Consider the following 22,677-nt stretch of genomic DNA (forward strand, 5'->3'; position numbering starts at 1 on the left):
AAATTGTACAATTAAAACAGCCTTGTTTTACTCCTGGACGATTGTTTGAACCGGGTAAATATCAGGTTTCTGAATTGCCGGATGTCGCTTTTGATATGGGTTTGGTAGACCATTTACCCTCGGTGAAAGGTAATAGTTCGCAATCTGTAGATGTTGAAAAACAACAATAACGAGAATATAACCTTTCTCAGTAAGATGAGGTACGCCGTGCCCGTCGGTAATAGGCGTCGCCCTGAGCGAAGTCGAAGGGTAATAGGTAATTGCCGGATTTGTAATTTGAGAGTTGGTTAGCTACAGAGGATTATTTCTGGCCTCCGCTTCGCCTATTACCCATTACCCATTATATCAATTCCGGTTGTATCGCAATGATTAAACCTTACTAGAACACTCTTGACACAGAGAAAGAGAACAGAGAAATAATAATTCCGATGTCAACGGATTTGATATTACCCCATAATGGTGGTAGAAGAATTGCCTTGGGAGCATCCCGATTTTGCATAGGCGAAGCATGACCGCAGACAATTTATTAGCTCGCGCCAGAGATTTACAGCGGTCATCCTAGATCATCGTATGAATATATTTGCCAAACACAGATGCACCCATTGCTTTTCCCTTCTTCTTTTTTTTATTCAACTATCTTGATCGATTTGTGCAATTAATTCATTCAAAACTTTACTAGCTTTGTCATTTTCAATTTGACAAGTTCCGGCATTCATGTGTCCGCCACCACCATATTTTAACATTAAATGTCCAATATTTACCTGAGAAGTTTTGTTAAAAATTGATTTCCCAACGGCGAAAACAGTATTTTGTTGCTTCAGTCCCCAAAGTGCGTGAATTGATATATTGCATTGGGGGAACAAAGCGTAAATTACAAAGCGATTTCCTGCATAAATAATCTCTTCGTTTCGCAAATCTAAAACAACTAGATTTTCATAAACTTTGGCACAACGCTGTAGTTGTTGTTTGAATTTTTCTTCGTGATCGAAGTAGAGTTCTACTCTTTCTTTGACATCAGGAAGTTCCAATATTTCTTCGATTTTGTGGTTTTTGCAGTAATCAATTAATTCCATCATTAACTGATAGTTGGAAACAGTAAATTCCTTAAATCTGCCTAATCCTGTTCTGGCATCCATAATGAAGTTGAGCAATACCCATTTTTCTGGATGTAAAACTTCGGATTCGGAAAATTGAGCGGAGTCGGATTTGTCAACAGCTTCCATCATTGCTTCGGAAATGTCGGGAAACTTGGCTGGACCTCCATAGTATTTGTATAGTACCCTGGCTGCGGATGCTGCATAGGGGTCGATGATATGGTTTTTTTGGATTTTTTCGTGTCTGAGAGTTTCGCTGAAATGGTGGTCGAAAACTAGATGAGCACCTTCAACATAGGGTAAATTTGTGGTAATATCGTTGTTGGTTATTTCGATTTTTCCATCCTGCATATCTTTAGGATGCACGAATTTAATTTCTTCGATAATATCGAGTTCTTTGAGTAAAACGGCACAGACAAGACCGTCAAAATCGCTGCGGGTGACTAATCTGTATTTTTGAGTGTCTGACATATGCTTTTGAGAAATTGAGGAACTGATTATCACACAATATAACTTATTACTCGATCGCTTTCCACTATGAACGCTGACCCTTATGCTTGGATAGAGAAGGATTTAGACACTATTCACCGCGCCAATTGGTATCGATCGCCACAATCGATCGAAAGTTGTCCAGGCCCTAGGGTAAAATTAGCCGGGGACTGGCTAATTAACTTTGCTAGCAACGATTATCTGGGACTTGCGGGGGATGATAGGTTGATTCAAGCGGCGATGGCTGCAACTAAGGAATTTGGTACGGGTACGACTGGTTCGAGGCTAGTGGGCGGGCACCGCGATTTGCACCGACAGCTAGAACAGAGTATTGCTAATTTAAAACAAACTGAGGATGCTTTAGTCTTTAGTTCGGGATATTTGGCGAATTTAGGGGCGATCGCCTCTCTCGTCGGTAAACGGGATTTGATATTATCTGACAAGTACAACCATTCCAGCCTGAAAAATGGAGCAACACTCAGCCAAGCTCAGACTCTAGAATACGATCGCTGCAATGTTGAGGATTTGAGAGCTCTGCTTACTGAACATCGCGATCGATACCGCAAGTGTTTGATTGTTACCGATAGCGTCTTCAGTATGGATGGAGACTTGTGCCCGTTACCGCAGTTGTTAGCGGTGGCCAAACAATTTAACTGTATGGTATTAGTAGACGAAGCTCACGCTACAGGAGTTTTCGGTGCTAGGGGCGCTGGTTGTGTCGAACATTTCGGGTGTACGGGAGAAACCTTGATTCAAGTGGGTACACTCAGCAAAGCTTTGGGAAGTTTGGGTGGCTATGTTGCAGGGGATGCTGCTGTGATTGATTTTCTCCGCAATCGAGCTCCGACTTGGATTTATACTACGGGATTGACACCAGCCGACACGGCTGCTGCTTTGGAAGCTGTGAAGATTGTACAGCAAGAACCCGATCGACGACGGAGGCTACAGCAAAATATCCAAAATTTCCGAGATGAGGCGATCGCCCATTACCAATTACCGATTACCAATTCACTCTCGCCCATTTTCAGTTTTCCCTTAAAGGATGCAGCCACAGCTTTAACCGCTAGTAGCAAACTGAAGGAGATGGGTATTTTTGCCCCCGCCATTCGCCCTCCGACTGTGAGTGTCAGTCGAATTCGGATTTCGCTGATGGCAACTCATGAGTTGGCACACCTTCAGCATTTGGCAAAGGCTTTGGCACAAATTTAAGGGAGAGGGGACAGACGGCTACCGATGCCCGATGTCCTCTGGTTTTTGATTGTTAAGATTTGGCTATTGACTTTCGCAGTCTAGTATACACTATTTTGGTCGCTGGGTCAATATTTATAAAGTTTTTGTAAATTTAGATACTTTTTGCAATTTCGCGCTATATTAAAGGAGTAGCAGGTTACACCAAATTTAATATAAGGAACGTCCACCATGAACACAAATCGCCAAAACGTCAAAAAAATTGCTGAAACCCACCGAGCTAATATTCAGAAGCAACTGATGCACCGCATCGAAGTAGCGAAAGCCAGTGGCAATCAAGATTTGGTTCGGGTGCTGGAAGAAGAAATGAGACAGCTTTAAATCAGCGAACACAACAATTTGTTTTCTAGAATTTGTCTGTGCAGGTCAAGTGATTGTGTGAGAAATGCAGAGTTCTTGCCATCAATACCTGTGAAAGTTCACTCCTCTGTTATTCCGTAGAAAAAAACCCCGGTTGCTTCAAGCAACCGGGGTTTTTTATTAGTCAATCAGGATTAAGTAGAAGCAAGAAGTCATATCAATTCCGGTTGTATCCCACATTTTTCATCTGGGATGCTTTCTGCATGGGCTGCTGAATCCTGATTTGAGCGTTCATCGCGATCGCCAGTTTACACTATTTTTGGTGATGATTGGTTACCCAAGAGCGATCGCAATTAACGCATTTTGGTCATCAATCAGGTTACGGATACGTAATAAACTTGGTTTTTTACCGTTAGCGCAGCCCTCGCAGAGGATCGCAATTTTAACTGGTATCAGATTTAACTCATACCCTCACGTCTCTTGTCAGGAATTTTTAACACTCGTGATGGGAGCGCGACCGAAATTATTGAGTATTTTTACTCACGCTTTGTCTCGGATGATTCACTTTTGCCCCCTCACTCCGTGTATGTGCCAGTTGGGGGTGCGGAATGTGGGCTAGAAGATTAGCTAGGTCAAATTTATCTTTACAATGTTTTAAGAATTAGATATAGACAAACATATATCTAAAGGAATACTCTAGTAGCAGAGTAGGGCTATCTAAAGAGGTAGTATTGAGCGAAAAATCGCATTAATATGCGAACACAACCGGTAAATCAGTTGAAATTGCAGAGGGTGTAATGGATTTTGCTTGGAACAGTCAACAAATTGAATTTAAAAAAAAGGTGATTCAATTTGCCCAACAGTCATTGATCTCCGACCTGATTAAACAGGACAAAGAGGAAATCTTTAATCATGATGCGTGGAAAAAGTGCTGTGAGTTTGGTGTTCATGGATGGCCTATCCCTGCACGTTATGGCGGACAGGAACTAGATATTCTCACTACCGCCTATGCTTTGCAAGGATTAGGATACGGTTGCAAGGATAACGGACTGATATTTGCTATGAGTGCCCATATCTGGGCTTGCGAAATGCCCCTGCTGACCTTCGGGACGGAAGAACAAAAGGAAAAATATTTGCCCTTGCTTTGTCGGGAAGGGTGGATTGCGTCCCACGCAGCTACCGAACCACAAGCGGGGTCTGATATCTATAGTCTCAAGACAACGGCTCAAAAAGATGGAGATAAATACATTCTCAACGGATACAAACACTATGTAACCAATGGAACCATTGCAGACCTTTTCATCATTTTTGCTACTGTAGACCCAGCTCTTGGGAAAGAGGGTTTGACGACTTTTATTATCGAAAAAGATACACCTGGTCTCATCCTTTCAGAGCCTATATCTAAAATGGGAATGCGTACAGCAGAAGTACCAGAACTCAGGTTAGAAAATTGTGAGGTACCTGCCGCTAATCGCTTAGGTGAAGAAGGGACAGGGCTAGCCATATTCAATCATAGCATGGAGTGGGAGCGGGGATTTATTCTAGCCTCTGCTGTGGGAACAATAGAAAGATTGTTGGAGCAGTCTATTCGTTACGCTAGAAGCCACAAGCAATTTGGTCAAGCGATTGGAAAATTTCAATTAGTTGCCAACAAGTTAGTGGAGATGAAACTGCGGTTGGAGAATGCCAAGTCATACTTATATAAAGTTGCTTGGATGAAACAAAATAAGCAAATGGCTCTGATGGAAGCCTCCATGGCTAACTTGTACATTAGCGAAGCTTGGGTTCAGTGTTGTATGGAAGCAATCGAGGTTCACGGTGGCTATGGTTATTTAACAAATACAGAGTTAGAGCGAGAGCTGCGAGATGCTATTGGCAGTAAATTTTACTCTGGTACCTCTGAAATTCAACGAGTCGTCATTGCTAAATTCTTGGGATTGTAAAGCAAGGTCATCATGCCATATCTACTGCAACATCTGTTAACAAGTAGCGCTCGAACCCGTAGCGATCACGTTGCTGTACAGCAGCAAGAACACACGATCACGTATCGTCAGTTGGACGAGAAAAGTAACCAACTGGCACATACCTTGATAGATGCAGGTATAGAACGGAGAGACCGAGTTGGCATTTACCTCGATAAGTCAATTGAAGCTGTTATTGCTATCTTTGGCATATTAAAAGCCGGTGCCACCTATGTACCTCTAGACCCTTACGCTCCAATAAAGCGGATTACCTTTATCATTAACAACTGTCAGATCAAGTTCCTGATTTCGACACAGCAAAGAATAGATGCTTTAGGAACCAACTCCCTAGAAGAGTTGCAGAGTCTCAACAGTGTGATTCTGACAGATGAGGACGATCGAGCAACGCAGTGGTTGGGAAAAATTGTCAGATGGTCAGAGGTTTTACAAGCTTCTTACAGTCCACCCCCAGAACCAAATCTGACTGAAAACGATTTGGCTTATATCCTTTATACATCTGGCTCGACAGGAACTCCGAAAGGGGTGATGATTAGCCACCGAGCGTCTCTTACCTTTGTGAATTGGGCCTATGACACATTTCAGGTAACAGCAGAAGACCGTGTTTCCAATCATGCGCCGTTTCATTTCGATCTTTCCATCTTTGATATCTTTACAACTATCAAAGCTGGGGGCACGACAATTTTACTCTCAGCCGCTTTATCGGTCTTTCCAATTAATCTGGCTAAATTCATAGCCCAAGAAAGAATTTCGATCTGGTATTCAGTCCCCTCTATTCTCACAAGTTTGGTCTTATATGGTCGATTAGAGCAACATACCTTCCCCGCTTTAAGAACCATTTTGTTTGCGGGTGAAGTTTTCCCCATCAAATATTTGCGTCAGTTGATGGTGCATATTCCCCAGGCCTCCTATTACAACCTCTATGGCCCCACTGAAACGAATGTCTGCACCTATTACCAAGTTTCACCACTTGATATAGAACTAACCGAATCACTTCCACTTGGCAAAGCCTGCGCTAATACTGAAGTTTTTGTCTTGAGTACAAGTAATGAATTGGTAGCTAAAGGTGAGGTGGGTGAGCTTTGCGTGCGTGGCCCTGGGTTGATGACAGGTTATTGGGATTTGCCTGAAAAGAGTGCTCAAGTCCGAGTTCCCTTTACTTTGCATCGTAGCTTGGGATCTGAGATGATTTACCACACGGGGGATCTTGTCAAAGAAGCCCCGGATGGCAATTATATCTTTTTAGGTCGTCGCGATCATATGATTAAGAGTCGGGGCTATCGCATTGAATTGGGTGAGATAGAGAGCATTTTGTACAGCCATCCTCAAGTGGAAGAAGCCGCAGTAATTCCCATTCCCGATCATGAAATCGGTAATCGGATCAAAGCTGTTGTGGTGCCACGTAGTAGTAACGATCTCACAGGAGCAATACCTTCGGAAGTGCCTGATGTCTCAATACAGGCTTTAAAATTGTTTTGTGCAGATCGGCTTCCCAAATATATGGTTCCCGATTTGTTTGAGTTCCGTAGTTCCTTGCCCCACACTTCAACTGGTAAAATAGACAAAGTTCAGTTATCTCAAGAAACACAGCAATAACAGGAAACAATACAATGACAGAAGAAAAGATCGAACAAATGCTCAAAGAGTATATCACTCAAGAGTTGGCATACGACCAACCTAACTTGGTTCTAACTAATAGTTTAAAGATCGTAGAGCAACGGATAGTGGACTCAATGGATCTCTTTCGGTTGGTTCGCTTTGTCGAAGAAGAATTTGGAATTTTTTGGGAGCCTGAAGAACTCGTATTAAAAAACTTTGAAACGATTGACCATATCAAAGCTTATATACTTGGTAAATTGGCGTCACAGGTATGAAGGAAGAAGGTATTATTCCCTGAGACAAAAGTAAACATAGGATTTAATCGTTCATTTCTTTGTAATTGACTCCAACTCCACATTGGAATTTTCTGACCGTTCGTGTCTATCCTAATTTGCAATAATCTTAACCCTTCTCAAAAAAATCAATCATGAACAAAATCACTCATCCTAACCATGATTCTGATATCGAAAATCCTCAGAAGGAACCAATCGCGATCGTTGGGATGGGATGCCGTTTCCCAGGAAATGCCGACACTCCAGAAGCATTCTGGGAACTGTTGCGTAATGGCGTAAATGCTGTAACAGATATTCCCTCTTCTCGCTGGGATCTAGAGAGATACTATGACCCTACTCCTGCACCGGGCAAGTTTTATGTGCGTTCTGCGGCTTTCTTAGATACAAATGAGATAGAACAGTTTGATGCCGAATTTTTTCGGATGGCATCGCGAGAAGCGGCGAACTTAGATCCACAACAACGCTTGCTTCTAGAAGTAAGTTGGGAAGCTCTCGAAAACGCGGGAATTGCACCTACATCTTTGGCGGGTAGCCAGACAGGTGTATTTGTCGGTATTCACTGGGATGATTACTCGGCAGAACGCTTTTATATGGTGAATCCTAGTGAAATCAATGCTTACCCTACATTGAGCAATTTACGAAGTTTATCAGCAGGGCGAATTGCCTATGTATTGGACTTGCATGGGCCAACAATGCAAATTGATACAGCTTGTTCCTCAGCATTAGTTTCCGTCCATTTGGCCTGTCAATCCCTGCACGATCGCGAGTGCAATCTGGCTATAGCTGGTGGTGTCAGTCTGCTACTCTCTCCGAAACTAACAGTTGGCTTCTGCCAAATGAAGGTTTTAGCCAAAGATGGTCGCTGCAAAACCTTCTCGGATTCAGTAGATGGATTCGTACAAGGAGAGGGCTGTGGTGTTGTTATTCTCAAACGTCTCTCCGATGCTATTCGCGATCGCGATCCGATCTTGGCCACGATCAGAAGTACAGCAATCAATCACGATGGTTACAGTTTAACCCTGACAACACCTGCTAGTGCCGCACAGGAAGCAATGCTGCGCCAAGCCGTAGAAAACGCGCACATTGAGCCGCATCAGGTGCAATTTGTGGAGACACACGGAACCGGAACGCCTTTAGGCGACCCAATTGAAGTTATAGCCTTAGCAAAAGTATTAGGTAAAGATCGTCAAGATCCATTAGTAATTGGATCGATGAAGACCAATATGGGGCATTTAGGGGCAGCCGCAGGTGTAGCTAGTTTAATGAAAGTTGTACTTTCACTTCAGCATGACCAGATTCCCCCCAACTTACATTTTGATAGACCTAATCCGCGTATTCCTTGGCAGAAATTGCCAATTACTGTAGCAAATGAACTGATGCCTTGGCCAGAACATGAACCAAAACTGGCAGGCCTAAGTGCATTTGGTATGAGTGGAACCAATGCCCATGTAATTGTTGAAGCAGCCCCACAGCTACCGCAAGTTGAGTCTTCTGGCGAGGGAATTGAACCTTTATACCATCTACTTACTTTATCTGGTAAGAGCGAAAAAGCTCTCACCGATCTCGTCCATCGTTATTTAACTTTCTTGGACAAGACAGAGGATTCTATAGCAAATATTTGCTATACAGCCGCCGCTGGACGCACCCATTTTGCCAATCGGTTAGCTATTGTGGCTAACTCGAAAGCAAATATATCCCAACAGCTTGATGCTTTTATCAAGGGTAAACAAATTACAGGCACGATCCAAGGTGATACTTACCAAGGAACGCCTAAAATCGCTTTCTTGTTTACTGGACAAGGTTCCCAATACGTTGACATGGGACGCGAACTTTATGAAACGCAACCTACTTTTCGCCAAGCGTTGCAGCAATGCGATGAAATTCTGCGTTCTTATTTAGACCGACCCATTGCGTCAATACTTTATCCCGATCGACCAGAAAACATCATCGATCTCACAGTCTATACACAACCCGCGATATTTGCCTTTGAATACGCTCTCTTCCAGTTGTGGAAATCCTGGGGCATCGTACCTGATGTTGTGATCGGACATAGTGTAGGCGAGTATGTCGCGGCTTGCGTGGCAGGGGTGTTTAGCTTAGAAGATGGCTTAAAGCTGATTGCAACTCGCGGACAACTAATACAGCAATTGCCCCACGAAGTGCATGGCAAAATGGTCAGCGTTATGGCAAGCGAAGACCTCATAAATCTAGCGATCGCGCCCTACGGTACACAGGTGTCTGTAGCCGCAGTCAATGGCCCGCAGAGCATAGTCATCTCCGGTCATAGTAAGGCCATAGATGCGATCGTCGCCGAGCTGAAAACCAAGCAGATCAAAACCCATGAGCTAACAGTTTCTCATGCGTTCCATTCACCGCTAATGGAGCCAGTATTAAAGCCCTTTGCTGAAGTCGCTGCACAGGTGACATACTCTGTACCCACAATACCCCTGATATCTAATATCACAGGCGATCGAGTAACGGACGATGTAGCAACCTCTGATTATTGGACTCGCCATATTAGTCAGGCCGTGAGATTTGCCGATGGCATGAATACCCTACAAAAGATGGGGATAGAATGCTTTGTAGAAATTGGCCCCAAACCAATTCTCTTAGGTATGGGAGCTAGTTGCTTGGTTGATGAGGAAAAACGCCTGACATGGCTACCTAGTATCCGTCCTGAGACAGAATCATCCACTGTAGTGGAAAGTTTAGCTCAATTGTATGTTCGCGGTGTCAATATCAATTGGAAAGAGTTTTTCCAAGACCAACACCGTCGAAAAGTGGTGTTACCAACTTATCCCTTTCAAAAAGAGCGCTGTTGGGTTGATGTCAGACAAGAACGTATTGCCAGAAAGAGCAGTGAAATCTGTGCACATCCCTTACTACAAGAGAGGATTTATTCATCCGTACTCAAACAAGGAGAAGTTCAGTTTGAGGCTTACCTTTCTACCGACGATCTGCCCTACTTAGCAGAACATCGTGCTTTCGGTCAAGCAATTATGCCGGCTTCCGCCTACTTTGAGATGGTTTTGGCAGCGGTAAATCAACTTTTTGGAGACCGCCCCATAACTTTTGAGGATGTGGCAATTGAAAAAGCTCTCAAGCTAGAAGAACCTCAAACATTGCAACTGGTCTTAACCCCCGATCTCGAAGGCTATTCATGGCAAATTTTTAGTTTGGTCTTCATTAACGAAGAACCGACTTGGACGCGCTACGCAGCCGGAAAGATTAATGTAGGTAAAGAGAGAGCAAATCTTGAACCAAATACAAATTTAACTGCTTTAGAAGCTCATCTCCAAGAACATAAAGACATCAAAGCTTTCTATCAGCAAGTTGCCGTTCGAGGAATGGTCTATGAAGGTAGCTTCCAAAGTTTGCGCCGCTTGTGGCGTTCTGAGGGAGAAGCCCTCGGACAAGTTCAGTTAGCTAAAAACCTGGTCAACCATCCCTATCATTGGCATCCAGCGCTTTTGGATGGATGTTTCCAAGTAATTTTAGCAGCTATGCCTGCCGACTTTGCCGAAACTTATTTACCAGTCGGCTACCCACATTTCACCTTTTGGCAGCATCCTAGCAAAGAAATTTTTAGTTACGTTAAACTTCACGGTCAGCCCGGTCAAGAAACCCTGAAGGCAGACTTGCAGTTAATTGGAAAAGATGGTCAAGTTTATGCCGAAGCGATCGGTCTGCAACTGAAAAAGGCTCGGTTGCAAGCATTACAGCAGAAGCAACCCTGGAAAGATTGGCTTGTGCAAGTTGCTTGGAAAGAAGTCAAAAAAACAGCGGGAACTGCAAGCGCAACAAACAAAGGCGATTGGTTAATTTTGGCAGATCGCACTGGTGTAGCCGAAACCTTAGCTGACTTGTTGAAGGGAAGCGGACAGCGATCGCACCTCGTCTATGCCAAAACAACTGATGGGAACTCCAAGCCAGAGCAATATGCTATTAACTGGACAGACCCAACCGACTGGCAGCAATTGTTGGCGAGTAAATCCTATCAAGGCGTAGTCTACCTTTGGAGCCTTGATGAAAATGACTCCTGCGATTCAAGCTGCGAGCAAGTATTGCATCTAGTTCAATCTCTGACTTCAGCAAAGACTTCCCCTCGATTGTGGTTGGTTACGCAAGGGGCACAGTCGGCGCTCAAGGATGATACAGTTGCTTTCTGGCAAACACCGATCTGGGGACTAGGTAAAACGCTATCTCTAGAACACCCCGAATTTTCCACCACCTGTTTAGACTTACCATCCGATCGTCACTCCGATGAAACGGTTGAAACGGTTAAGTCTTTACTCCAAGAACTACTCGCACCTGATCTAGAAGACCAAATTGCTTATCGAAACGGGACACGCTATGTAGCTAGATTAGAGTCTTTCCACCCCACACAGGCACCAAGCATTGCTCCTGTAGCGTTGAAACTGACCAGCTACGGCACGCTCGACAACTTGACTTTGGTTCCCGCTTCTGCCCCAACGTTGGCACCTGATGAAGTCGAGATCAAAGTTCGGGCGAGTGGACTTAATTTTAGAGATGTGCTGCGTGCGTTAGGCATGATGCGCGAAGTTGAGGAGTCTTTAGGTATTGCTGCAACAGCCAGCGATATATTGTTCGGCTTTGAATGTGCAGGCACGATCGAGCGCGTTGGCAAACAGTCGTCTGACTTTAAAGTAGGCGATGCCGTCATTGCCTACACATCAGGTAGTTTGGCAACTACGGTTAAGGCTAAAGCAAAATTGGTAGTTCCTAAACCATCCGAACTCAGTTTTGAAGAAGCAGCAACGATTCCTGTTACTTTTTTGACAGCCTATTACGGCCTAGTCAAATGCGCTCAAATTGGCCCAAATGATCGAGTATTGATTCATAATGCGGCTGGAGGTGTAGGTCAAGCGGCTGTTCAATTAGCCAAGCTGAAAGGAGCAGAAATTTTTGCGACGGCTAGCCCGCCCAAGTGGGATTTTTTAAAGTCCCTTGGTGTTAAACATATATACAGCTCGCGCAACCTTGATTTTGCCGAACAGATAATGACTGACACCAATGGAAAAGGCGTGAATGTCATCCTCAACAGTCTAACTGGCAAGTTTATCGATCGGAGCTTTGACGTACTTACCCAAGGAGGGCGCTTTGTAGAAATCGGTAAACTTGGCATTTGGGATGAGGAGAAATTGCAATCACAGCGCCCTGATGCTACTTATTTCCCCTTTGATTTAGGAGAGATGGATGGGGCCCAAATTTCTTCAATGTTTCTGGAATTGATGACTATCTTTAAGGAAGGCAAGCTCAAACCATTACCGGCCAAAGTTTTCCCAATTACCGAATTTGTAAATGCTTTCCGCTATATGCAGCAAGCTAAGCACATTGGTAAAGTGGTGTTAAGTTTTCAGACTCCAGAAAATGTAAGGGTTCGCCCAGACAGCAGTTACCTAATTGCGGGAGGATTGGGAGCATTAGGATTAAAGGTGGCTGAGTGGCTGGTAGAACAAGGTGCTAAACATCTAGTTCTGACAGGACGAAGCAGTGTCAAACAGGCAGCAAATGAAGCTATCAGAAAATTAGAGCAGGCAGGTGCTAAAGTCTCGGTAATTAATGCCGATATTTCTAATCAGGAGGATGTCCAAAAAATACTGAGTGAATGCCCTAATTTACGTGGAATTGTTCATACCGCAGGTGTTTTAGATGATGGTTTGTTGAAGGAGCAAACACCTACTCGCTTCAAAAAAGTCATGGCATCCAAAGTACAAGGAACTTGGAACTTGCATACCTTGACTCAAGATTTATTCTTGGACTTCTTTGTATGTTTTTCCTCCGCTGCCTCTTTGTTGGGGAATGCAGGTCAAAGCAACTATGCCGCAGCTAATGCCTTCCTTGATGGTTTAGCTCATTATCGGCGATCGCAAGGTTTACCAAGTTTAACCATAAATTGGGGGCCTTGGGGTGAGGTAGGAATGGCAGCAGCTTTTGCTAGTCGTTTGAAAGCCCAAGGTTGGGGTATTATTCCAACTGAACAAGGCTTGCAAGCATTAAACTACTTGGTCAAAAACGAAGACTGCGATCAAGTCGGGGTACTGCCTATGAACTGGTCGAAATTTTTGGAACGACTACCAAAAATTACGCCATTCTATGAAAACTTCCAGACAACTGTTACACCATCTGAAGAACGACCAGCTTTAGTTTCCCAACTAAAAGCTACTCTGGCTAACGAGCGCCGAACAATTTTGATGGATCATGTTCGTTCCACCATTAGAAATGTAATCGGATTAAATGCCAGTACCAGGATTGAGCCGCGCCAGTCTTTATTCGACTTAGGGCTTGACTCCCTAATGGCGGTGGAATTGAGAAACTATCTGGAAAAAAGTGTCGAACATTCTTTGCGCTCAACTCTACTCTTTGACTATCCAACCTTAGAAGCGTTGGTGAATTACCTGCTACAAGAGGTTCTAGTTCTAGAGGATATGAGTGTCCAGCAAACAGAAGACCAAACGACATCAACCCAAGTATTTGAAGAACTTCCAGAAGAGGAAGCGGACATTTTACTTGCCAGCAAGTACGAAGAACTCAATAAACTACTAGGTAATATTTAACATGACACAAACTCCCGCCAAACCAACAACAGTACAGTTGCTCAACGCCCTAGAAGAAGCACGTACCAAACTAGAAGCAGTTCAGCAAGCAAAAGAAGAACCGATTGCCATCATTGGCATGAGTTGCCGTTTTCCTGGTGCAAAAGATATAGATTCTTTTTGGCATTTGCTCTCGAATGGTGTGGATGCAATTCAGGAAGTACCTGCTAACCGATGGAAGATTGATGCCTGTTACGATCCCAATCCAGATGCGCCAGGAAAGATGTCTAGCCGTTATGGTGGCTTTTTATCGGAAGTGGATAAGTTTGACGCTCACTTCTTTGGGATCTCGCCTCGCGAAGCAATGTCTCTTGATCCGCAGCAGCGGCTACTGCTAGAAGTAAGTTTTGAGGCCTTAGAAAATGGCGGTCAGTCATCAGAAAAGCTATTTGGCACTCCCACTGGCGTATTTATCGCCATTAGTACCTTTGACTATGCTATGCGCCTTTCAGAAGCGCGATCGCAAATCGACGCTCACTTAGGCACAGGAACCCTTTTGAGTCCAGCAGCAGGACGCTTGTCTTATAGTTTGGGACTGAAAGGAGCAAGCATGGTAGTAGATACAGCTTGTTCTTCCTCCCTCGTGGCGGTGCATCTAGCTGCAAACAGCTTGCGTAACAAAGAATCCGACCTAGCTTTAGTCGGAGGTGTGAACTTGCTGCTAGGACCAAGCCTCAGCATCAATTTCACAAAAGCCCGGATGCTTGCTCCCGATGGTCGTTGTAAAACCTTTGATCAGAGTGCAAATGGGTATGTCCGCAGTGAAGGTTGTGGTGTTGTTGTTTTGAAGCGCCTTAGTCAAGCCATCCGCGATGGAGACAACGTTTTAGCATTAATTCGAGGTTCCGCCCTCAATCAGGATGGGGCAAGTGGCGGCCTCACCGTACCTAGCGGCCCTTCTCAGGAAGCAGTAGTTCGTCAGGCATTGAAAAATGCCGGTGTTAAGCCGAAGGAAGTTAGCTATATTGAAGCGCATGGTACGGGTACTTCCTTGGGAGATCCAATTGAAGCAAATGCTTTGGGTAGCCTCTTTAGCGATCGGGAAGAACCCTTGATTGTAGGCTCCGTTAAAACTAATATCGGACACCCAGAAGCAGCGGCTGGTATAGCAGGTCTGATCAAAGTTGTTCTCTCCCTACAACACAAAGAGATTCCGCCTCACCTGCACTTTGAGAAACCGAACCCTTACATTGCTTGGGAGCAACTACCGATCAAAGTGCCCACTGAATTAACTCCTTGGTCAACAGTCAATAAACAACGAATTGCTGGAATCAGCTCCTTTGGGTTTAGTGGCACTAATGCTCATATAGTCCTTTCCGAAGCACCGCCAGTTGCAGCAAAAAGCGAGGGAGAAACAGCCCTGCGCCCCCAACATCTGCTCACCCTCAGTGCCAAAACCAAACCCGCACTCGAACAGATGGTTCGCAACTACTCAGAACACGCTTCCACTCATCCCAACTTAGAGTGGGCTGATGTCTGTTACACAACTAATACTCGGCGCACTCATTTCCACGAACGCTTAGCTGTGGTTGCCGACTCAGTTTCTCAAGCACAGGAAAAATTATTAGCTCATCTGGCAGGAGCGGAAACCACTCATCTGTACGGAGGCAGCAAGAGCGAAAGTCAACCTCAAATTGCCTTTCTATTCACAGGTCAAGGTTCCCAGTATCTAGGGATGGGACGGAAGCTATACGAAACACAACCAACATTTCGGAAATCCCTAGAGCGCTCTCAGGAAATTTTAAATACCATCGGCAATCAGGAGCGATCGCTACTCTCCATCCTCTACCAAAATGATGACAATTCCCTTTTAGAGCAAACTGCCTACACCCAACCAGCCTTGTTTGCTATAGAGTACGCCCTAGCCGAATTATGGAAATCCTGGGGTATTGAACCAAGCGCAGTCATCGGTCACAGCGTTGGGGAATATGTCGCGGCTTGTGTAGCAGGGATTTTCTCCTTAGAAGACGGCTTGAAAATGATTTCAGCCAGAGGCAGTTTAATGCAAAAACTGCCATCCAACGGCGAAATGGTATCCCTATTAGCTTCTGTTGAACAAGTAGTAGAAGCACTGCAAGGACTTGACTCAGTAAGCATCGCAGCCATCAACGGGCCTGAAAGCGTCGTCATTTCTGGTGCAGGGGAAGCAGTACGTCGGGTAGTGCAGGAATTAGAAAGCAAGGGAATTAAAACTAAGCGATTAAAAGTTTCCCATGCCTTCCATTCAGCATTGATGGAGCCAATGCTGGCAGATTTTCGCCAAGTAGTGCAAGAGGTAACATTCCACCAACCAAAACTCAACTTTATCTCCAATGTCACGGGCAATTTTGAGCGCGTTTTACCCACAAACCCGGAATATTGGGTAGATCACGTCCTCAAACCAGTGAAATTTGCCTCTGGAATTGAGACATTACACAGAGAAGGAGTAGAGATATTTGTGGAGATGGGGCCTCAGCCAATATTGCTGGGGATGGGTCGTCAGTGCTTGCCATTAGGGTATGGAACCTGGCTGCCGACGCTACAGCTAGAGCAAAGCGATTGGCAAGGACTGCTTCAGGCATTGGGTCAATTGTATGTACGGGGTGTGGCGATAGATTGGGAGAGCTTCCACCGCGACTCTAGCCACCGCCCAGTGGGAGTACCAACTTATCCTTGGCAGCGAGAGCGCTACTGGATTGATGCTGCACAAAGACAACCACAGACGGAATCGGGAATGCAGAACGGGCATCATCCTCTACTGGGTCAACGAATTCGGAGTGCAGCGCTGAAAAATCAACAAATAGTTTTTGAAAGTCAACTCAGCTCAGATTTCCCTGCATATTTAGCGGATCATGCTCTCTATGAGAAAGTCATTTTCCCCACCGCTGCTTATGTGGAGATAGCGTTAGCAGCAGGAGCGCAAATCTTCGGAGCAGGGTCGCTGGAGAATCATCCACAATTAGTAGTTGAAGAATTTCTGATTGAGCAGTCGCTAGTTTTGAATCCTGAAGAAACAGTCTCGGTTCAATTAGTATTAACACCCAACGAATCCGGGTATGAATTTGGGATTTTCAGCCGCAAAAACTCAGATAATGTTGATGAGAATGAAACATGGACTCGCCATTCCCAAGGTTATCTTTTGAGTACCAAAGCTCCGGTGGCAAAAGCGCCGCTAGATTTGGCTGGTGTTCAGCAAAAAGTTAACCAAGAGATTGAAATCAAGGGCTATTACCAAAAATTCAGCGATTTGGGAGTAGAGTACGGCCCGAACTTCCAAGTAATTGAGAAATTGTGGCGTTCTCAGGGTGACTCACCAGAAGTCCTCGGTAAGATTAAATTACCTGAAATGGTAGAGAGTGGTGTAAATGACAGCTTACATCCGCTGCTGTTGGATGGTTGCTTGCAGCTTTTGGCGGCGGCTCTTGAAGATGGCCCTGATAGCGATACCAAGACTTATTTTCTAGTCGGTTTAGAGCGTCTAAATTTCTTCAAGCAGCCTAGTACAAGCATTTGGTGTCACGTTCATCAATCATCAAATCAGGGCAACTCTGGTTTGCTGACTGCTTTCGATTTACATTTGGTTGATGAGAATGGAATAGCAGTAGCCGATCTGATTAATTTACAGGTGCGGCGTGCTAATCAAACTGCGCTGCTAGCCAATCAAACAGATGATTGGTTATACAGAATTGGTTGGGAAGTAAAACCGCGTGTCTTGGCAGAAAGCTCGTCATTTGCTAAGACGAATAACAAAACCTCTAAAGCAGGCAGTTGGCTGATTTTCAGCGATGGGGGAGAAGTAAGCAACTCCTTAGCTGACCTTCTCAAAAAACAGGGCGATCGCTGTATTTTAATTTCACAAGGAGCGTCTTTTTCATTATTAGATGGCGATCGCTATCAAATCAACCCCTCCGAACCAAAAGACTTCCAGAACCTACTTTCCGCAATAGTCAAGAAAGAGCAGTCAGTCTGCCGTGGGATAGTTTACTTATGGGGTCTCGATCGCAAGCTGGAGATATCAGATGTGCCAACAACAGCACTGGATCTATGTTCTAGTCTGTTGTATTTGGTTCAAGCATTATCTGCAATTCCTCCCCATCATTGGGGCAAAAAGATGCCTCGTTTATCCTTGGTAACTCGTAATGCCCAAGCAGTGACAAAATCCCCCTTACAAGTAGAACAATCGCCATTGTGGGGCTTAGCCCGCGTCATTGTTTTAGAACATCCCGAACTAGAAACCGTCTGTATCGATCTTTCCTCGCACCAAGTTAATGAGAGCGAAATCCTGCTCAAAGAAATCCTCTTCCCAGAGCAAGAAGAGCAAGTAGCTTTTCGAGATGGAAAGCGTTATGTCGCTCGATTGAAACGTGCTGATGCTAAAACTATCACCCACCTAGCAAAAATTGATTCATCAGGCAGTTACTTAATAACTGGTGGCTTAGGATCATTAGGACTGCAAGTGGCAAATTACCTTGTGGAACAAGGCGCACGCCACCTACTGCTAGTGGGACGACAAGGAGCAGTATCCCCAGAAGCACAAGCAGGAGTCAAGGAGTTAGAAGACAAAGGGGCGTTGGTGAAGATTGTCAAAACTGACATTTCTCAACCCGATAGTGTAGCAACGCTAACTGCCGCAACCGATATCCCCTTACGAGGAGTAGTTCACGTCGCAGGTGTTTTAGATGATGGGATGGTCAGGGATCAAAACCGGCAGCGATTCTCAAAAGTCATGGCTCCCAAGGTTCAAGGTACTTGGAACTTGCACAAACTGACCAAAGAAATGCCATTGGATTTCTTTGTTTGCTTTTCCTCTATGACCTCAGTTATAGGTGCGCTAGGTCAAGGAAATTATTCTGCGGCCAATGCCTTTATGGATGCACTCTGCCATCACCGACACGCATTGGGATTACCCGCTGTCAGCATCAACTGGGGCCCTTGGGCTACTTCTGGGATGGCAACTCGATTGGATGCAAATATTCAAAGTCGTTGGGAGGCAATAGGTTTTGGAATGATTTCGCCGAGTCAAGGAGCGCATCTATTTGCTAACTTGTTCACCGCCAAAGCACCACAAGTGGGCGCGATGCCAATAAACTGGTCGAAATATACGGTAGAAAGTGCGTTCTTCACTGACCTCCGAAAAACTACCGACCAAAAGAAAGAGCAACAAAAAACTGCACCTAACTTCCTGGAAACGGTAAAGGCTGCTGAAAAAGAGCAACGCCAGGCACTTTTAGTGGCTCACATCCAATCTCAAGTATCCAAAGTCTTGGGCTACCAGAAAGATCGCGTATTCTCTGTTTCGGAAGGGTTTTTTGACTTAGGAATGAGTTCTCTGACATCTGTAGAATTGAGAAACAATTTGCAAAATAGCTTAGGCTGTCGTTTGCCCGCTACGCTAACTTTTGATTATCCAACTGTTAAAAAGTTGGTTGATTATCTGATGGCGGAGTTCATAGAAGAGGCTGATGAAGATGAGGATGTAGATGTCTCCGAGCAGTCTTTCCAAATAAATAGTAAAGCCCTTACATTCCAACCCCTAGAGGAAAATGATGATGCCGATGAAATTGCAAGACAATTTGCAGAACAATTAGGTATGCAATGGGTTAACTAGATGAACCCAAATCTAGATACTCATCGTTTAGATGAGTATCTAGATGATTGAAAATAATGAACAGCGCTATGTTCAGATCAATTCAATGAATGCAGAAGAATTAGGCAACATATAATGGGGTTAATCAGATGAGTGAAAGTAATGAACAACGCTATGTTCAATTGATGAAGGTAGCGTCGCAAAAAATAGCCGATTTACAAGCTGAAGTTGAGCGATTAAAGCAGAAAGAACGCGAACCGATCGCCATTGTTGGTATGAGTTGTCGGTTGGCAGAAGCCGATAATCCTGAAGCATTTTGGGAATTACTTTCCAATGGTGTAGATGCCATTCGAGAAGCCCCAAAGGGTCATCATTCATATCTAGATCCCTATTACGATCCAGATCCAGATATGCCAGGCAAGGTGTATATGCGGCGTGCAGGATTTCTCAACCAATCTCCCAAAGATTTTGATGCTAGTTTTTTCGGGATTTCCGCCAGAGAAGCAGCAAGTTTAGATCCCCAGCATAGACTGGTGATGGAAGTAGCTTGGGAAGCCTTAGAAAACGCTGGATTTGTCCCCGAAAAATTGGCAGGCAGCCAGACAGGTGTTTTTATTGGGATATGTGCCAATGACTACGTTTGGCAACTTGTCAAACAAGACCCTGTAGAAACAGATTTCTACATAGGATCGGGGAACGCCTATAGCCCAGTGGCAGGTCGCCTTTCTTACTTCTTCGACTTTACAGGTCCTTGTCTCGCCGTTGATACCGGCTGTGCTTCTTCATTGGCTGCAATTCACTTAGCAGTTGTCAATTTGCGAAGGGGAGATTGCAACATGGCACTGGCTGGAGGCGTACAGCGATATGTCTCGCCGGAATATTGGCTCAACCTTTGCAAATCCCGAATGCTGTCTCCAGATGGTCGTTGCAAAACTTTTGCGGCAGGAGCAAATGGTTATGCTCGCGGCGAAGGTTGTGGCATCATCGTTCTCAAACGTCTTTCAGATGCAGTAGCTGATGGTGACAATATTCTGGCCTTAATTAGAGGCACGGCTCATGGGCAAGATGGACGAACCAGCGGGCTCACTGTACCCAGCGGTTCTTCTCAGCAAAATGTGATTCGCAGAGCGCTTGCCAATGCAGGTATTAAGCCCAAAGATGTCAATTATATTGAGGCTCATGGTACAGGTACTTCTCTGGGAGACCCAATTGAAGCAAATGCTTTGATAAAGGTCTTTCGCCAACGAGAAGAACCTTTGATCTTAGGTTCTGCGAAAACTAATATCGGACACTTGGAAGGAGCCGCTGGCGTAGCAGGTTTGATCAAAATCGTTCTCTCGTTACAAAATGAGATGATTCCACAACACCTACACTTCAAGGAGCCTAGCCCTTATATTGCTTGGGATGAGATGCCAATAAAAGTGGCAAGTGAACAGATACCCTGGCCAGCAACAGATAAAACTAGGTTTGCTGGAGTTAGTTCCTTTGGTTTTACGGGCATCAATGTCCATGCTGTTCTTTCAGAAGCACCACCAGTAGCAGCAAAAAGTGAGGCAGAAACTTGGAAGCGCCCCCTACACCTGCTCACTCTTAGTGCCAAAACTAAACCCGCACTCGAACAGATGGTTCGTAACTACGAGAAGCACTTAGCTACCCATCCCAACTTAGAGTGGGCTGATGTCTGTTACACAACTAATACTCGGCGGACTCATTTCCACGAACGTTTAGCTGTGGTTGCTGACTCAGTTTCTCAAGCACGGGAAAAATTATTAGCTGATTTAGCAGGAGCAGAAAACACCAATCTGTTTAAAGGTAGCAAGAGCGAAAGTCAAACTCAAATCGCTTTTCTATTCACAGGTCAAGGTTCCCAGTATGTAGGTATGGGACGGGAGCTATACGAAACACAACCAATTTTTCGTCAGGCTTTAGACCGCTGTCAGGAAATTTTAAATGCCATTGGGAAGCAGGAAAAATCGTTACTTTCGGTTCTGTACCAAAGCGATGACAGTTCTCTCCTAGAGCAAACCGCTTATACGCAACCAGCGCTATTTGCCTTAGAGTACGCCCTAGCCTCTATGTGGAAATCTTGGGGTTTAGAACCAACCGTAGTCATCGGTCATAGTGTCGGGGAATATGTAGCAGCTTGCATAGCGGGGATTTTCTCCTTAGAAGACGGATTAAAAATGATTGCTGCCAGAGGGCAGTTGATGCAAAAACTGCCATCTAACGGAGAAATGGTATCTCTGTTAGCTTCGGTTGAACAAGTGGCAGAAGCAATTAAAGATACGAACTTAGTAAGCATCGCGGCTATCAACGGGCCTGAAAGCGTCGTCATTTCTGGGGAAGGGGAAGCGGTACGTCGAGTAGTGCAGGAGTTAGAACACAAGGGAATTAAAACTAAGCGCTTAAAGGTTTCCCATGCCTTCCATTCAGCTTTAATGAAGCCAATGCTGGCTGAGTTTAGCCAGGTGGTGCAAGAGGTGACATTCCACCAACCCAAAGTCAATTTTATCTCCAATGTCACGGGCAATTTTGAGCCTGTTTTACCCGCAGACCCAGAATATTGGGTAGATCATGTGGTTAAACCAGTGAGATTTGCCGACGGTGTGGAGACATTGCACAGAGAAGGAGTAGAGATATTTGTGGAGATGGGGCCCCAGCCAATATTGCTGGGTATGGCACGTCATTGTTTACCATCTGAGTATGGAACATGGCTGCCGACGCTACAGCGAGAGCAAAGCGATTGGCAAGGCGTGCTTCAGGCTGTAGGTCAATTGTATGTGCAGGGTGTGGCAATTGATTGGGACGGTTTCCATCGCGACTATGGCCACCGCCAAGTGGGAGTGCCAACTTATCCTTGGCAGCGAGAGCGCTACTGGATTGATGTGACACATACACAACCTCTGACGCAATCTGGCACCCAGAGCGTTGCCCATTCGCTCGGTCAACCATCACCTCAGCAGCCCACTGGCAAAGATTTTGCCGATCAGGTGGTGTGGGAACCACAAGATAAACCTTTGATAGCTGGTATTCTCGAAAAGAAAGAGGGAGAAGGAACTTCACTCAATTTGGTCGAACAGTTAAAGGCAACTGAGAAAGAGCAACGTAAAGCACTGTTAATTGCTCATATTCAATCTCTATTGTCTCAGGTTTTGGGAGATAAACATGATAGGACTTTCTCCCTATCACAAGAATTTTTCGACTTAGGAATGGATTCTATGACATCCCTAGAGCTAAGAAATCGCTTGCAAAACTTGATAGGCATCCCATTGTCATCAACTTTGTTTTATAAATATCCAACAGCAGAGGCATTAGTTCATTATTTGATTCAAGATGTGCTTGCTACTTTTGTAAGCTTTGATGATGAATAGGGGTTAAGGTGCTCCCCGGAGTCGCTTCCGGGGCAGTGTTTTCGCCTACTAATTAGGGTTGGCTGAAAAAGTTGTCCGTGATAGCGTAGCGTGACGTAAGTCATGGGCAGGGAACAGGGAT

At 44.8% G+C, this 22,677-nt stretch carries 9 protein-coding genes; 8 read left to right on the top strand and 1 reads right to left on the bottom strand.

Going from position 1 to position 22,677, the window contains the following annotated elements; genetic code table 11:
- Positions 1-629: 629 nt before the first annotated feature.
- Entirely contained in the window at positions 630-1,565 is a 936-nt protein-coding gene (locus tag AAFP11_RS22780; protein ID WP_341739103.1) for an exopolyphosphatase, read from the bottom strand.
- 66 nt (positions 1,566-1,631) lie between these two features.
- On the opposite strand from AAFP11_RS22780, the gene bioF reads away from it, so the two are divergent.
- The 8 genes from bioF to AAFP11_RS22820 all read left to right on the top strand — a co-directional run bounded on the left by bioF (position 1,632) and on the right by AAFP11_RS22820 (position 22,556).
- On the top strand, positions 1,632-2,792 hold the full coding sequence (gene bioF / locus AAFP11_RS22785; RefSeq protein WP_341737258.1) for an 8-amino-7-oxononanoate synthase: 1,161 nt from the start codon (positions 1,632-1,634) through the stop codon (positions 2,790-2,792).
- Positions 2,793-3,002: 210 nt separating this feature from the next.
- Positions 3,003-3,152 (top strand): hypothetical protein, encoded by a 150-nt coding sequence (locus tag AAFP11_RS22790; RefSeq protein ID WP_341737259.1) that lies wholly within the window; start codon positions 3,003-3,005, stop codon positions 3,150-3,152.
- Between the two features lie 776 nt (positions 3,153-3,928).
- Positions 3,929-5,074: an acyl-CoA dehydrogenase family protein gene (locus AAFP11_RS22795; protein WP_340522716.1), complete on the top strand. Its 1,146-nt coding sequence runs from the start codon at positions 3,929-3,931 to the stop codon at positions 5,072-5,074.
- A 12-nt stretch (positions 5,075-5,086) separates the two neighbouring features.
- On the top strand, positions 5,087-6,706 hold the full coding sequence (locus tag AAFP11_RS22800) for an amino acid adenylation domain-containing protein (protein WP_341737260.1): 1,620 nt from the start codon (positions 5,087-5,089) through the stop codon (positions 6,704-6,706).
- A 14-nt stretch (positions 6,707-6,720) separates the two neighbouring features.
- Positions 6,721-6,984: an acyl carrier protein gene (locus AAFP11_RS22805; protein ID WP_340522711.1), complete on the top strand. Its 264-nt coding sequence runs from the start codon at positions 6,721-6,723 to the stop codon at positions 6,982-6,984.
- 152 nt (positions 6,985-7,136) lie between these two features.
- Positions 7,137-13,580 (top strand): SDR family NAD(P)-dependent oxidoreductase, encoded by a 6,444-nt coding sequence (locus tag AAFP11_RS22810; protein WP_341737261.1) that lies wholly within the window; start codon positions 7,137-7,139, stop codon positions 13,578-13,580.
- 1 nt (position 13,581) lies between these two features.
- Entirely contained in the window at positions 13,582-19,206 is a 5,625-nt protein-coding gene (locus AAFP11_RS22815; RefSeq protein ID WP_341737262.1) for a type I polyketide synthase, read from the top strand.
- A 128-nt stretch (positions 19,207-19,334) separates the two neighbouring features.
- Positions 19,335-22,556 (top strand): beta-ketoacyl synthase N-terminal-like domain-containing protein, encoded by a 3,222-nt coding sequence (locus AAFP11_RS22820; protein ID WP_341737263.1) that lies wholly within the window; start codon positions 19,335-19,337, stop codon positions 22,554-22,556.
- Positions 22,557-22,677: the final 121 nt, after the last annotated feature.

It is taken from the genome of Microcoleus sp. CAWBG640, assembly GCF_020883015.1.
Classification (GTDB): domain Bacteria; phylum Cyanobacteriota; class Cyanobacteriia; order Cyanobacteriales; family Microcoleaceae; genus Microcoleus; species Microcoleus anatoxicus.